The organism is Tropicibacter alexandrii (assembly GCF_003667315.2).
Taxonomy (GTDB): Bacteria; Pseudomonadota; Alphaproteobacteria; order Rhodobacterales; family Rhodobacteraceae; genus Tropicibacter; species Tropicibacter alexandrii.
This window is the reverse complement of record NZ_RCTZ02000009.1, coordinates 45400-59864: the sequence shown is the minus strand read 5'-3', so window position 1 is coordinate 59864 and position 14465 is coordinate 45400. Positions and strand designations below refer to the sequence as shown.

The 14465-nt window shown below is 67.6% G+C and carries 9 protein-coding genes and 1 pseudogene; 6 read left to right on the top strand and 4 right to left on the bottom strand.

Annotated features, from left to right (window positions below):
• Positions 1-8 precede the first annotated feature (8 nt).
• The 4 genes and pseudogenes from D8Z78_RS13100 to D8Z78_RS25355 all read left to right on the top strand — a co-directional run.
• Positions 9-1010, top strand: coding sequence for a YcjF family protein (locus D8Z78_RS13100; protein WP_121630723.1), 1002 nt, complete (start codon positions 9-11; stop codon positions 1008-1010).
• A gap of 97 nt (positions 1011-1107) precedes the next feature.
• On the top strand, positions 1108-3849 hold the full coding sequence (locus D8Z78_RS13095; RefSeq protein WP_121630722.1) for a DUF2339 domain-containing protein: 2742 nt from the start codon (positions 1108-1110) through the stop codon (positions 3847-3849).
• Positions 3850-3902: 53 nt separating this feature from the next.
• A complete protein-coding gene (locus D8Z78_RS13090; protein ID WP_121630721.1) occupies positions 3903-4619 on the top strand; it encodes a VIT1/CCC1 transporter family protein in 717 nt (238 codons plus the stop codon).
• Positions 4620-4763: 144 nt separating this feature from the next.
• Positions 4764-5015: pseudogene (locus D8Z78_RS25355) on the top strand (CBU_0592 family membrane protein); the annotation flags it as partial.
• A gap of 85 nt (positions 5016-5100) precedes the next feature.
• On the opposite strand, the gene D8Z78_RS13080 reads toward D8Z78_RS25355, so the two are convergent.
• Together D8Z78_RS13080 and D8Z78_RS13075 are read right to left on the bottom strand one after the other, a co-directional pair.
• A complete protein-coding gene (locus D8Z78_RS13080) occupies positions 5101-6270 on the bottom strand; it encodes an FAD-dependent oxidoreductase (protein WP_240672115.1) in 1170 nt (389 codons plus the stop codon).
• Positions 6267-6671, bottom strand: coding sequence for a group III truncated hemoglobin (locus tag D8Z78_RS13075; RefSeq protein ID WP_121630720.1), 405 nt, complete (start codon positions 6669-6671; stop codon positions 6267-6269). The genes D8Z78_RS13080 and D8Z78_RS13075 overlap by 4 nt, the downstream gene beginning before the upstream one ends.
• 409 nt (positions 6672-7080) lie before the next feature.
• On the opposite strand from D8Z78_RS13075, the gene ileS reads away from it, so the two are divergent.
• Both ileS and D8Z78_RS13065 read left to right on the top strand, forming a co-directional pair.
• The gene (ileS, locus tag D8Z78_RS13070; RefSeq protein ID WP_121630719.1) at positions 7081-10065 is read left to right on the top strand and encodes an isoleucine--tRNA ligase; all 2985 of its coding nucleotides are present in this window, start codon (positions 7081-7083) and stop codon (positions 10063-10065) included.
• A 164-nt stretch (positions 10066-10229) separates the two neighbouring features.
• Entirely contained in the window at positions 10230-11147 is a 918-nt protein-coding gene (locus tag D8Z78_RS13065; protein ID WP_121630718.1) for an MYG1 family protein, read from the top strand.
• A gap of 3 nt (positions 11148-11150) precedes the next feature.
• On the opposite strand, the gene D8Z78_RS24970 is transcribed toward D8Z78_RS13065, so the two are convergent.
• Together D8Z78_RS24970 and D8Z78_RS13055 are read right to left on the bottom strand one after the other, a co-directional pair.
• The gene (locus tag D8Z78_RS24970) at positions 11151-13022 is read right to left on the bottom strand and encodes a hybrid sensor histidine kinase/response regulator (protein WP_240672122.1); all 1872 of its coding nucleotides are present in this window, start codon (positions 13020-13022) and stop codon (positions 11151-11153) included.
• Positions 12959-14284, bottom strand: coding sequence for a CHASE domain-containing protein (locus D8Z78_RS13055; protein WP_164932960.1), 1326 nt, complete (start codon positions 14282-14284; stop codon positions 12959-12961). The genes D8Z78_RS24970 and D8Z78_RS13055 overlap by 64 nt, the downstream gene beginning before the upstream one ends.
• Positions 14285-14465: the final 181 nt, after the last annotated feature.

Below are 14465 nucleotides of genomic sequence, written 5' to 3'. Positions count from 1 at the left end.
GGTTCCGCATGACCGACAGACAAGGCCCCGTCCTGATCGACCTCGAAGACGAGGCCGCGCCCTCCCCCGCCGAGGCGCCTCCCGTCCCCGATCCCGGACCCGCCCCGCAGGGGCAGGCCATGGCCACCGTCGCCGCGCTGACCGCGCGCCGCCCGTCGCGGCTGGCGCGCTGGTTCTGGCGGCTGCTGGCCGCGCTGGTCACCACGCTGGTCTCGCTCGCCGCTTGGTCCTTTGCCACAGCGCTGATCGCGTCCAACCCGATCCTCGGCTGGGCCGTCACCGCGCTGATCGCCGCCTTCGTCGCGGTCTGTCTCGGCATCGTGGTCAAGGAGCTTGCCGCCTTCCGCCGCCTCGCCCGCATCGACACGCTGCACCGGCGCGCCGATACCGCGCTGGCCGGGGACGACCTCACCGAGGCCCGCGCCCTGACCAAGGACCTGCAATCGCTGTATGCTGGGCGCGAAGACACGCGCTGGGGCCGCGAACAGTTGCGCGACCGCGAGGCCGAAATCCTCGACGCAAGCGCGCTGATCGGCCATGCCGAGGCGACGCTGCTGGCGCCGCTCGACGCCGCCGCCCGGCGCGAAGTCGAAGCCGCCGCCCGGCAGGTCGCCACGGTCACCGCGTTGGTGCCGCTGGCGCTGGCCGACGTGGTCGCCGCGTTGACCTCCAACCTGCGGATGATCCGCCGCATCGCCGAAATCTATGGCGGGCGCTCGGGCACGCTGGGCAGCTGGCGGCTGACCCGCGCCGTCATGTCCCACCTCGTCGCCACCGGTGCCGTCGCCGTGGGCGACGACATGCTGGAGCCGATCCTTGGGTCCGGCATCCTTGGCAAGCTGTCGCGCCGCTTTGGCGAGGGCATGGTGAACGGCGCACTGACCGCCCGGGTCGGCGTGGCCGCGATGGAGGTCTGCCGCCCGCTGCCCTTTACCGCCGTCAAGCGCCCCTCGGTCCGCGCGATCATCCGGACCTCGCTGGCGGGGCTGGTGATGAAGGACAAGTCCTGACCCTGTCGCCCGCGCGCGGGCTTTTGGCGGCGGTCGGCTTTTCCGGACTGGCCCTCGCTGGCGCACGCGGTCAAACTCCGCCCAAAGGAGACCTCCCTTGGCGCCACTTGTCATTTTTTTCGGCCTCGTGCTGTTTGTCATCCCGGTCGTTCTGATCGCCCTCGTCGTCGCGCATTTCCGTATCCGCCGCGAGATTGCCCAACTCAGGGCAGAGCTTGTCCGACTGGCGGGCAGCGGCCCCGCAACCGAGCCGGCCCCTGTACCGGCGCCCCTTCCCGCGCCCGAATCGAAGGACCCGGCCCACCCCCCGATGGCGCATATCTCGCGTCAGGCGCATCCGGACCGCGTCAAACGCGCCGCCGAGCCCGCCGGTCCCGATCGCACCAAGACCGCCACCCCTTGGACCGAGGCGCCGCCGCCCGACACCACTCCGACAGAACCAAAAGCGCCCTCGGCCCTGCTCATCTGGCTGACCCAGAACTGGTTCTACGCCGCGGCGGCTGCAAGCCTTGCGCTGGCCGGGATCTTCTTCGTGCAATACGGGATCGAGACCGGGCTGCTCGGCCCGCGCCTGCGGGTGGCCGCCGCGCTGGCCTTTGGCGTCACGCTGATCGCCGCGGGCGAGTTCATCCGGCGCCGCTGGGGCGACGATGTCGGCAGCGCCTCGGCCTACCTGCCCTCGGTCCTGTCCGGGGCGGGGCTGGTGTCGCTGATGGGTGGCATCGTCGCCGCGCGGTTGCTGTATGACCTGATCGGCCCCGGACCGGCGCTGGTGGCGCTGGCGCTGGTGGCCGGCGGCGGGTTGCTGCTGGGTTGGCTGCACGGGCCGCTGCTGGCCGCCGTCGGGCTGATCGGCGGCATCGGCGCACCCTTTGCCGTGGGCGGCAGTTCCGAGACGCCGGAATGGCTGTTGCTGTATTTCGGCACGCTGACGGCGCTGGGGCTGGGCATCGACACGCTGCGCCGCTGGGGGTGGATCTCGGCGCTGGCGGTGGGATTGGGGCACGCCGCCGGGTGGCTGCTGCATCTTGGCACCGGGTCCGAGACCATGGCCGTCAGCCTTGCCGCCTACAGCTGCGCGCTGGTGGCGCTGGCCGTGCTGATCCCGGCGCGCAGCCTGATCCCCGATCAGGCGGGCCGCACCTTGGGCCAGACCATCGCCGCGCAGGACCCGGCCGGAGCGGGCTTTGCCACATGGCTGGCAGGGGCGGCGGTGCTCGCCGCCTCGGCGACGCTTGTGGTGCTCGGCCCGATGACGGCGCTGACATGGTGGGTGGCGCTTTGGCTGGCGGCGGGGCTGGCGGCAGCGCTGATCCTCGCCTCGCGCCCGGCGCCGGCCTTGCAGGACCTCGCGGCCCTGCCGTCGCTGGCGATGCTGGCGCTGATCGCCGGGCCGACCCTGTCCGAAGCACCCCGCGACGCGCTGGCCGCAGCGCTGACCGCCAGCGAAGGCCTGACCGAACAGCGCCTGCCGTGGGACATCCTTTTGATCCTGCTGGCCGCGGTGATCCCGACGCTTGCGGCCTTCTGGCGGTCGCGGCAGCCGGGCGACTTCGGCGTGATCTGGGCGGGCGCGGCCAGCCTGCTGGCGCCGCTGGCCGGGCTGGCGCTGGAACTGACATGGCACCCGGCGCTGATGATCGGGCAGACCACATGGGCGCTGCACGCGCTTGGCCTGTCGGCGCTGATGGTGGCCTTTGCCGAGCGGTACGCCCGCGCCGACGGGGCAGATCACCTGCGCGCCTCGCTCGCCGTGCTGTCGGCGCTGGCCTGTCTGGCCTTCGCGTTGGGCGTGGTGCTGACGACCACGGCGCTGACGCTGGCCCTTGCGGCCACGGTGCTGGCGGCCAGCGCGCTCGACCGGCGGTTCGACCTGCCCTTGATGGAGGTCTACGTGGCGGCGGGCGTAGTGGGGCTGGGCTATCGCCTTGTCATCGATCCGGGCCTCGTCTGGGCCGAAAACGCCCCCCTGTGGGAGGTGCTGCTGTCCTATCCCGGCACCGTGGCGGCGCTGCTGGCGGCGTTGGTCGTGCTGCCGTCCGCGCGCACCCGGGCGCGCGTCTTCCTCGAAAGCGGGGCGTGGTCGGCGGCGGGCGTCACCCTGTCGTTGCTGCTGTTTCGCGGCATCGAGTCCGCCACGGGCTGGGACGGGGTCAAGAGCCACTGGCATTTCGGCCTGAACGCGACCATCTGGCTGGTACTGATGATGGCGCAGTTGTACCGGCTGCGCCTCGGCGGCGCGCTGCGCTCGCTGCGGATCGGGTTGGCCGGTCTGTTCGGGCTCTTTGCGCTGGGGGCGCTGACACTGGCCGTTGTGTTCGCAAACCCGCTTCTGCCCTATGACGGGCAGCGGGTGCCGGGCTGGCCGGTGCTGAACACGCTCGCACCAGCCTACCTGCTGCCGGGCCTGCTGCTGGTCGCCGGCGCGGTGCGGTTGCGGGGCCTGTGGCGCCCGCTGCGCTGGGGCTTTGCCGGAGTCGGTCTGGCGCTGGCCGCGCTTTGGGCGGGCTTGGCGATCCGCCATGCGTGGCGCGGGGCCGAGACGATGGGGCTGGAAAACGGCGTCACCCAGCCAGAGCTGTATAGCTATACTGTCGCACTGCTGCTCTGCGGTGCAGGTCTGTTCTATCAGGCGCTGGCGCGGCGGTCCGACCGGCTGCGGCGCGCCGGGGTGGCGCTGATCGGGCTGGCGGTGGCCAAGGTGTTCCTGATCGACATTTCCGGGCTGACCGGGCTGGTGCGAGTGTTTTCCTTCCTGCTTCTGGGCCTGTCGCTGGCGGGGCTGGCATGGCTCAACCGCTGGATTGGCCTGCGGGCCGCGAAGGGGGGCGGGTCCTAGGCCGCCCCCGGTTGCGTCTGGCCTGAACGGCTGCGCCACGCTATGACCGGTCCATGCAGACAGATCACGGCCACACCCCCGAGGAGATCGCCCGCCGCCTGAGCGCCCCGCAGCGCGGGCGTGGGAACCTTGGCGACGCGGTCTATGGCGCCATCGACGGCTCGGTCACCACCTTTGCCATCGTCGCGGGCGTCGCCGGGGCGGGCCTGTCACCGCTGGTGATCGTCGCCCTTGGCGTGGCCAACGTGCTGGCGGACGGGTTTTCCATGGCCGCCGGGAACTATGCCGCGACCAAGGCGGAACTGGACGACATCGCCCGCCTGCGCGCCGTCGAGGACCGCCATATCCGCCTCTATCCCGAGGGCGAGCGGCTGGAACTGCGCGCCATCCTCGAACAAAAGGGCCTGTCCGGCGACACCCTCGACCAAGCCACCGACCAGATCGCCCGCAACCGCGTCCGCTGGATCGAGACAATGCTCGAAGGCGAATACGGGCTGGGCGCTGCCGATCCGCACCCGATGAAGGCCGCGCTGGTCACCTTTGCCGCCTTTCTCGCGGCGGGAATCATCCCGCTCGTGCCGTTTCTGCTGTCGCTGGGCGGGGCGTTCGGCCTGTCCGCCGGGCTGACTCTGGTAACGTTCTTTGCCATTGGGGCGCTCAAGAGCCTGTGGTCGCTCGCCCCTTGGTGGCGATCTGCGCTGGAAACCGTCGCCATCGGCGGCACGGCAGCGGGCATCGCCTACGGGGTCGGGACATTTTTTACCGTGTGATCCCAGATGCCTGACTGGACCAGTCCGGCAAACCCGACTGTGACGTGAGCCGGATCACAATGAACGTCGGCTCGTTTCCCTACCTTTCTTCAGACAGGCCCGACGTATTCGGGGCCGCCGTTTTTGCTTATTTTGTGGTGTGCCATGCTTGATATGTATTCTCCCGAGCCCCTCACCCATGTCTTTCGCTGGATCGGCGTCGCGGGCTTCGTCACCTATGTCGCGGTCTACGCAGCGCTTTGCCTTGGCGTCTGGGCCGGCGACAGCCTGCGCTATTTCTGCGGCAATACGCTGGCGGCGGGGCTCGTGCTGATCAGCCTGAGCGCCGAGTTCAACCTCGCCTCGGCACTGATCCAGAGCTTCTGGATCGTGATGGGCTGCATCGCCATCTTGCTGCGGCTGGTCAGACGCGCCTCGGACAGGCGGGCGGATCAGGCCGCCGCGCGCTGGCACCCGCACGAGGACCCGCCGATCGAGCCGCTCATTCCGCCACGGGAGGCAGCAGGTCGCCGCAGACCAGCCGCGTCAGGATACGCGGGACGGGACCGCGCACCGACACCGGGAACAGCACGGCGTCGCGGAGCCACGGCAACACGACACTATCAGACTGGTATTGCGGAGTGAACAGCCAGCTCATGAGCTGGTAGGCGCGCACGTGCCAGCGCCGCGCCTGTCCGTACCACGACACCGCCAATGCCACGTCCCCCCGCGCCTCGCGCAGGGCACAGGCCAGCGCCCAGGCATCCAGCAGCGCCATGTTCGCCCCCTGCCCCAGCTGCGGGCTGGCGCGATGCGCCGCATCGCCAATGAACACAACATCGCCGGCCCAAGGGCGCGCCAGCGTGCCATGGGCGTAGCGCGCCATCACCATCTGCGCCGGGTCGGTGATCTGTGCGGCGAAGGGCGCGAAATCGGGCCAGAGGCCCTCGGCCTCGGCCTTCCACGCGGGCAGGCCCTGCGCCTGCCAATCCGGGTACGCGGTCGCTGGCAGCGACCAGAAGATCGCGGCCTTTGGCCTGCTGCCCCCGGCCAGCTGCCCGATGGGCAGCACGCCCAACATGCGGTTGGCGCGGCGGTAGCATTGCCGCAACTCGTTCACCGGTAAGTCGGTGTCGGGCCAATCCACCGTCGCCCAAAGCGCGCCGTAGGCCAGCGCTCTCGGCTTCATCGGCGACAGGCAAGAGCCCGCGCCCGAGGCGTCGACCAGAAGGTCGAACGGGCCTTCGCGCCGCGCGCCCATGGTAAAGCACCGACCCTCGAGGCCGGTCACCTGCGCCGACGCGACAAGCTCCGCCCCAGCTGACAGCGCCGCGTCGAGCAGCACCTGAAACAAGGCCGAACGGTGCATGGCAAGGCCAAAGCGCGGCTGGCCCGGCGCGTCGTAGGAGACATCCAGAACCGGCCGCCCGTGCCGGGCGTCGTGGCCCAGCATCCTGTGGATGCGGTTGCCCAGCGCCATCGCCGCCGGACCGGCGCCCAGACGCTCCAGCACGTCCTGCCCGACGGGCTGAACCACAAGGCCAGACCCGACCGGCGCAGGGGCATCGAACTGATCGAAGAGGCGCACCCGGTGGCCCGCCTGCGCGCAGGCGGCGCCCAGCGCCAGCCCACCGATCCCGGCGCCTGCGATTCCGATCTCCAGACGCTTCACCGCAGGATCGGCGCGCCGTTCTGCGCGCGCATCCGGTCAACCACCCCGGCACGCAGACTGCCGCCGATGCGATGCGCCAATGCCGACCATGCCTCGGCCTGATCCGGGCGCAGTTCCTGCGCCAGCACCCGGTCGAACAGCGCCAGCCAAGTCTCGAACATGCCCGGGCGCACATTGCCCGCCTGCCGGTGCACGGCAACCGGGTTGCCGTCATAGCTGCGCTCGTGGAGGATCGCGTTCGCCCAGAAATCCGCCACCCGGGCCTCGTGCGACGGCCAGTCATCCACGTGGACGGCAAAGACCGGTCCAAGGCCGGGATGCCCCCGCACCCGGTCGTAGAACGTGGCCACGACGCGCTCGATCTCGGCACGGCTGACGTCGAATTTCGGTGGCAGGGACATGGGGCACCTCCTTGCCGCATCCTTGACCGCCGCAGACGCGCCTGCAAGGGACGCAAAGCCGCAGCGTCGCGCCGTGCAAGATTTTTCGAAAAATCTTGCTTGCCCCGGTCCCACCGGCGCTCTGTCAAACGATTGGTGCGACCGCCTCAACCCGCGCCCAAGATTTTTCGAAAAATCTTGTCAAATTCCTTCGAAGGAATTTGCCCCGCCTGTGTCAACGCAGCACGTCTCACCTACTGGACGCGCTCTCGCCCCCGCGCTACAAGGCGCCCATGATGACACGGCACCTGATCATCATTCGAATTACATGCCCGGCGCTCTGACGACACGAGCCGCCGGGACAAGGCGTATGGACCACCGCGCCGCCACACCCCCCACATCATGACAGACGACCCAAAGGACACGGGACATGTGCGCCGACACGCCTGAAAACCAAGCCGAAACACCCGATTACAAAGACACCCTCTGCCTGCCGCAAACCGATTTCCCGATGCGCGCGGGCTTGCCGAAACGCGAACCCGGCTGGCTCGACCGCTGGGCCTCGATCGGCGTCTATGACCGCCTGCGCGAGAAAGAGGGCCGCGCGCCCTTCATCCTGCATGACGGCCCTCCCTACGCCAACGGCCACCTGCATATCGGCCACGCGCTGAACAAGGTCCTGAAGGACTTCATCGTCCGCTCCCAGCAGATGCTGGGCCGCGACGCGCGCTATGTGCCGGGCTGGGATTGCCACGGCCTGCCGATCGAGTGGAAGATCGAGGAACAATACCGCGCCAAGGGCCGCAACAAGGACGAGGTCCCCGTCGTCGACTTCCGTCAGGAATGCCGCAAGTTCGCCGAAGGCTGGATCGACATCCAGCGCGATGAATTCAAGCGTCTGGGCGTCACCGGCAACTGGGCCGATCCCTATCTGACGATGAATTTCCACGCCGAGCGCGTGATCGCCGAGGAATTCCAGAAGTTCCTGATGACTGGCACGCTCTATCAGGGGTCCAAGCCCGTCATGTGGTCGCCCGTGGAAAAGACCGCGCTGGCCGAGGCCGAGGTCGAATACCACGACCACAAGTCCCACACGATCTGGGTGCCGTTCAAGGTGGTGAAAACGGGGACATTTGCTGGTCCTGTCGCGACTTCAGTGAATCGCGATGCCGACATATTTGATAGATTGAAACGTCTTCTGAACGCAAGAGTCGTCATCTGGACCACAACCCCATGGACGATCCCCTCAAACAAGGCGGTCGCCTATGGGCCCGACATTCAGTACGGCCTGTATGAAGTAACCGGCACTCCGGACGAGTCGTGGGTCTCGGTCGGCGACACCTACATCCTCGCCGACAAGCTGGCGGACGAGGTGCTCGGCAAGGCGAGACTTGAGGCTGGCATGTATAGACGCGTGTGCGACGTAACAGCCCTTGAACTGGGCAGCCTGACCCTCGCCCACCCGTTCCGCGGGATCGAGGGCGCAGATGGCTTCTGGGACTATGACGTGCCGATGATCGACGGCGACCATGTCACCGACGATGCGGGCACCGGCTTTGTCCATACCGCGCCCAGCCACGGTCAGGAGGACTATGAGTGCTTCGTCGCCCGCAACTGGATGGACCGCATGACCCACAATGTCGGCGAGGAATCCGAATTCCTGCCGCATGTGCCGCTGTTCGCCGGGCTTCAGGTCTTTGACCGCAAGGGCAAGGAGGGCAAGGCCAACGCCGCCGTGATCGACAAGCTGGTCAGTGTCGGCGGGCTGATCGCCCGAGGTCGCATGACCCACAGCTACCCGCATTCGTGGCGGTCGAAGGCGCCGGTGATCTACCGCAACACGCCGCAATGGTTCGCCGCCATCGACCGCGAGGTTGGCGACGGGCAGGACACCTATGGCAAGACGATCCGTGAACGCGCCCTGACCTCCATCGACCAACTGGTGAAATGGACGCCGCAAACGGGGCGCAACCGCCTGTATTCGATGATCGAAGCCCGCCCCGACTGGGTGCTGTCGCGCCAGCGTGCCTGGGGTGTGCCGCTGACCTGCTTCACCAAAAAGGGCGCGCTGCCGACCGATCCGGACTTCTTGCTGAAGAACGAAGAAGTCAACCAGCGCATCAACGAGGCGTTCGAGACCGAGGGCGCGGATGCGTGGTATAAAGAGGGGGCGAAGGAGCGTTTCCTCGGCAACCTCGTGAACCCGGACGAGTACGAGCAGGTCTTTGACATCCTCGACGTGTGGTTCGACTCTGGCTCGACCCATGCCTTTGTGCTGCGCGACCGCGAGGATGGCGTGGCCGATGGCATCGCCGACCTGTATCTCGAAGGCACCGACCAACATCGCGGGTGGTTCCATTCCTCGATGCTGCAAGCCTGCGGGACCAAGGGCCGCGCGCCGTATAAGGGCGTGCTGACCCATGGCTTCACGCTGGATGCCAAGGGCAACAAGATGTCCAAGAGCTTGGGCAACACCATCGCCCCGGAGGACGTGACCAAGCAATATGGCGCGGATATCCTGCGCCTGTGGGTGGCGCAGTCCGACTACACCGCCGACCTGCGCATCGGGCCGGAAATCCTGAAAGGCGTGGCCGACAGCTATCGTCGATTGCGCAACACCATGCGCTACCTGCTGGGCGCGGTGGCGCATTACGACGAGTCGCAGCGCGTCGATCCGGCGGACATGCCGGAACTCGAACGCTACATCCTGCACCGTCTGGCGGAGTTGGATCACACCGTCCGCAAGGGCTATACGGAGTACGACTTCCAAGGCGTGTTCCAGCAGTTGTTCAACTTCTGCACCGTGGAACTGTCGGCCTTCTATTTCGACATCCGCAAGGACGCGCTCTATTGCGACGGCGACACCGCGCGCCGTCGCGCAGCGCGGACCGTGATGGATATCCTGTTCCACCGCCTGACCACGTGGCTGGCGCCGATCCTCGTGTTCACGATGGAAGAGGTCTGGCTGGAACGCTTCCCCGGCGATGACAGTTCGGTGCATCTGGTGGACATCCCCGAGACGCCCGCCGATTGGCGGGACGAGCCGCTGGCCGCGAAATGGGCGCAGGTCCGCCGCGCGCGCCGCGCCGTGACCGCCGCGCTGGAGGTGCAGCGCACCGACAAGGTCATCGGGGCCAGCCTCGAGGCCGCGCCGGTGGTGCATGTGCGCGATGACGCCATGCTGGACGCGCTGAAAACAGTGGCATTCGAGGATGTCTGCATCACCTCTGACATTGTCCTGACCGCCGATCCGATCCCGTCCACCGCCTTCCGCATGCCGGAGATCGAGGGCGTGGGCGTGGTCTTTGAAAAGGCCGAGGGCGAGAAGTGTCAGCGCTGCTGGAAGATCCTGCCGGATGTGGGTCGCCACGCCCATCCCGGCACCTGTAAGCGCTGCAACGACGCGCTAAGCTGACGGACGTGGCCCGGGGTCATCCCCGGGCTGCCCCTCCTCAAGCGCGCTCCGATCCGAGGTGACATGCGGCAGATGTCGCGCCCCTTCCGCAAGGGTCGCATTGCGCTTGCACCGATTGATCCAACCGCGTTAGCGTCCCGCAACGCACAGAAGGTCCGCACGAAATGAGCGTCACGCATCTTGTCACCCATTCCGGCGGTTTTCATGCGGATGAGCTGTTGTCCTCGGTCGTTCTGACCCGGCTGTTCCCCGACGCGACCCTCGTGCGCAGCCGCGATCCGGACTGGATCACCCCCGCTGCGGGCCGGATCATCTACGATGTGGGGCGGGCCTACGATCCGGACGCGCAGATCTTTGACCACCACCAGCGGCCCAACCCGCTGCGCGATGATGACACGCCCTACAGCTCGTTCGGGCTGATCTGGCGGCATTTCGGCCACGCCTACCTGCGTGCGCTGGACGTGCCCGAGGCGGATATCGACGATGTGCATCACCGCATCGACCGGGGCTTTGTCGTGCCGGTCGACCTGCTCGACAACGGCGCGCTCGAACCGTCAGTGGCCGGTCCGCTGGCCGGTATGACCCTGCCGGTGCTGCTGGAAACACTCAAGCCCGTCTTCGACGATCGCGGTGCCGATGCCAATGACCATGCGTTTGCCGCGGCGCTGCCCGTGGCGCGCGCCTTTGTCGAGGCGGCGGTCCGAACGCGCGCCGCCAAGACCCGCGCCGAGGCGATCGTCACCCGAGCCATCGCCGATGCTGGCCCCTCGCCGATCCTCGAATTGCCGATGGGCATGCCTTTCCGCTCGGCCATCGAACGGACCGGCGCCGACCACCTGTTGTTCGTAATCCACCCGCGCGACGGCGACTGGGCGCTGAACACCATCCGCAAGGGCGGCGACACGTTCGAAAGCCGCGCTGACCTGCCCGAGGCGTGGGCCGGGCTGACCGACGCCGCGCTGGAACGGGCCTGCGGCGTCGCGGGCGCCCGGTTCTGCCACAATGCCCGGTTCATCGCAGTGGCCGAAACGCGCGAGGCGGTCCTCGCCATGGCGCACAAGGCCGTCGCCAGCCTGTCCTGACGCTTAGCGTAGCCGGAAGGCCAGCACCGCCTCGACCGCGGCGATCAGCTCGGCGCGGTTCACCGGCTTGGTCAGGCGGATGTCGCCGGGCACCGTGGCATCCTCGGTGATCGCGCTTTCAGGCGTGTAGCCCGACAGGAAGATCACCGGCATGCGCGGATGGCGGGCGCGCAGCGCCTGCACCAGATGCGTGCCCTGCAACTGGCCCGGCATGACGATATCGGTGATCAGCACGTCGATGTCATCCGCCGCGTTCCACAGCGAGAACGCCTCGTCGCCCGAGGTCGCCGCGCGCACCTCGTAGCCCGCCCCTTCGAGCGTGGCGACCAGCACCTTGAGCACCTCGGCCTCGTCCTCGACCACATAAAGCCGCGCCGCCCGGCTGGCCCCTGGTGCCTCGAGGCGGCGCTGCTCGGGCGCCCGTGTCACAAGCTGGTCGGCGGCGGCCCGGAAATACAGCCGGAAGCGCGCGCCCTTGCCCGGTTCGGAAACCGCCTGCACCATGCCGCCCGACTGCTTCATGAAGCCATGCACCATCGACAGGCCAAGGCCCGACCCGGCACCCGGCGGCTTGGTGGTAAAGAACGGCTGGAAGATCAGGTTCTGATTGCTCATGTCGATGCCGGGCCCGGTATCGCCGACCTCCAGCACCACGTAAGGCCCCGGCGCGACCGCCTCGCCATCCACGTCCACCTCGCCCTCGCCGATGGTGACGTTCTGGGTGCGCAGGGTCAGCGTGCCGCCCTCGGGCATCGCGTCGCGGGCGTTCAACACGAGGTTCAGCACCGCGTTCTGGGTCAGCGACGGGTCGACGCGGGCGGGCAGCAGGTCGCTTTCCATCGAGACCTCGACCTTGATATGCTCAGGCAGCACACGCGAGAACCACAGCGCCGGTTCGTTGATCAGGCCGTTGAGATCGGTCAGGCGCGGATCGAGCCGGGCACGCCGGGCAAAGCTGAGCATGCTCCGCACAAGGTCCGCGCCGCGCTGCGTCGCGGTGATCCCGGCATCGGCGAAGCCCCGAATCGTCTCGCTCTCCGCGATGTCCTTGATCAGTTCCAGATTGCCCAGAATCACCGCCAGCAGGTTGTTGAAATCATGCGCGACGCCGCCGGTCAGGTTACCGATGGCCTCCATCTTCTGGGCATGCTGCAACTTGGCTTCCAACTCGATCCGGTCGGTCAGATCGGTCAGCACCCCGGTCGAGCGGATGGCCCGCCCGTCCGGCCCGGTCTCGGCCTGACCGATGGCGAGGAACCAGCGGTATTCGCCCGACCGGGTGCGGAAACGGTGCTCGCTTGTCAGGCCGCTGGTCGGATCGTCGAGATGCGCGCGCAGCTTGGCGAGATAGCCGTCGACATCGTCGGGATGGATGATGCTGGCGACCGAATCCGCCTTGATCTGCTGGAATTCGTCCGGTGCATAGCCCAGCCGTTCGGCAAAGCCCGGCGACATGTAGACATTGTCGGTTTCGAGGTCCCAGTCCCAGATCGCCAGCTGTTGGCTGGCCAGCGCCAGCCGCTCTTCCGAGGCGCGCAACGCCCGTTCGTCCTGACGCTGGCGGGTGACGTCCTGCCCGACCGTCACGATGCCGCCATCGGGCAGGTTCTGCTCGAACAGGCGCAGGATGGTGCCGTCGTTGCGCGCCACCTCGAAGGGCTCGGCGCGCGGGTCGTGCCGCCGTCTCAGGCTATAGGCGAGGAACTCCTCGTCGCTCAGGCCGGTATCGGGCACGTCGCCGCAAGCGATGCTGCCGCGCAGATAATCGACAAAGCGCGTGCCGGGCACGATGTTCTCGGCGTTGTTGGCGTTCAGCTCGCGAAAGATGCGGTTGCCAAAGACCAGCCTGTCCTCCTTGTCCCACAGGCTGAACATCTCGTTGAGGTTCTCGACGGCGGCAAACAGGCGGGTATTGGCCTGCTCGACCTCGCTGCGCGATTGCACCAGTTCGGTCGTGTCCACGGCGGCGCAACGATAGCCGTGAACGTCCCGGCACTGTCGAATTGCGGCACGCCGGACACCCGCAGCCAACGCCGCTTGCCGCGGGCGATGGTGGCATGGACCACATCGCGGAATGGCCGATGCGCGCGCAGGTCCGCCATATGCGCCGCCCATGCGGCCTCGTCCCCCGCCGGGGCGCGGAACCAGTCGATGGACCGGCCCAGCAGCCTTTGGCGCGGCGCGCCGAAATAGCTTTCGACACCCTCCGAAAACCACGAGGTCCGCAGCTTCGCGTCCAGTTCCATGTACCAGTCCGAACTGGCCGAGGCGAAATCGCTGAAGCGCGCCTCGCTTTGCGCCAGCGAGGCCTGCCGCAGCATCGCGATACGGCTCAGCATCGCCAGCAGCATCGAGGCCAGCCCGCCAAGGATCAGCGTGGCCTCGTCGATCAGGCCGCTCATCGCGGTCATGCGCTCGGCCAGCGGCACGACCTGAAGCCGCCACGTCCGGTCGCCGACCTGAATGCGGGTTTCGTCCAGCCCGGGGCCGCCGAACTCTTCGGGGCCATGCGTGAACAGGACTTCCTGCCCGTCGATGACCCGAAACCCGTAGGGCAGCCCGTCGTTCTCGCCCAGCGCGTTCTGCATCAATGGCGCGGCGCGGAACACGATGTTGATGAAGCCGCGCGGGGCACCGTCCACCACGATCGGCACATAGGCGACGAAGCCCGTGCCGCCCTGCGCCAGTTCCAGCGGCGGCGTCACCTGCATGCGCCCCGTCAGTTCAGCCCGGCGCAGCGCCAGCGCGGGCACGGCGAGGCTGCGCAGGTTCAGACCGCGCGCGGCGGCATTGCCCTCGACAGGGGTGACGATGCGGATGACGCCATCGGCATCGACCCAGTTCAGCGCCTGAAAATCGCCGAACAGTTCATGCAGCAGTTGGGTTTCCTCGCGAAAGGACTCGGCGTCGAAATTGTTCTGGCTCAGAAAGCGTTGCCCCAGCAGCAGGCCAGCATTGAGCCGCGCCGCCATGTGGGTTTCCAGCCGCGCGCCGAAATTGGACACCGCAAGCTGGGTCTCGGCCATCAGCCGCTCGGACTGGGCGCTGCGCTGCACGTTCATGAACAGCACGGACGCCACGACGCCAAGCGCCAGCACCAGTGCTGGCAGCAGGAAATCGAGCCGAAGGACCCTCATGCCTCGCATTTCTAGGCCGCGGCTGCCGTCGGCGTTCTGGTCTGCCCTGTCATGCTGTCTCCGACTGTGGCTGCGTGTGGCGTCTGCCAGGATTTCACACTAACCTCTTATGTCCGGAGTGATAGGGGCTGACGGTAAAAAATCCATTCCACAAATGTTAATAAATAGTTAACCAGGCAAG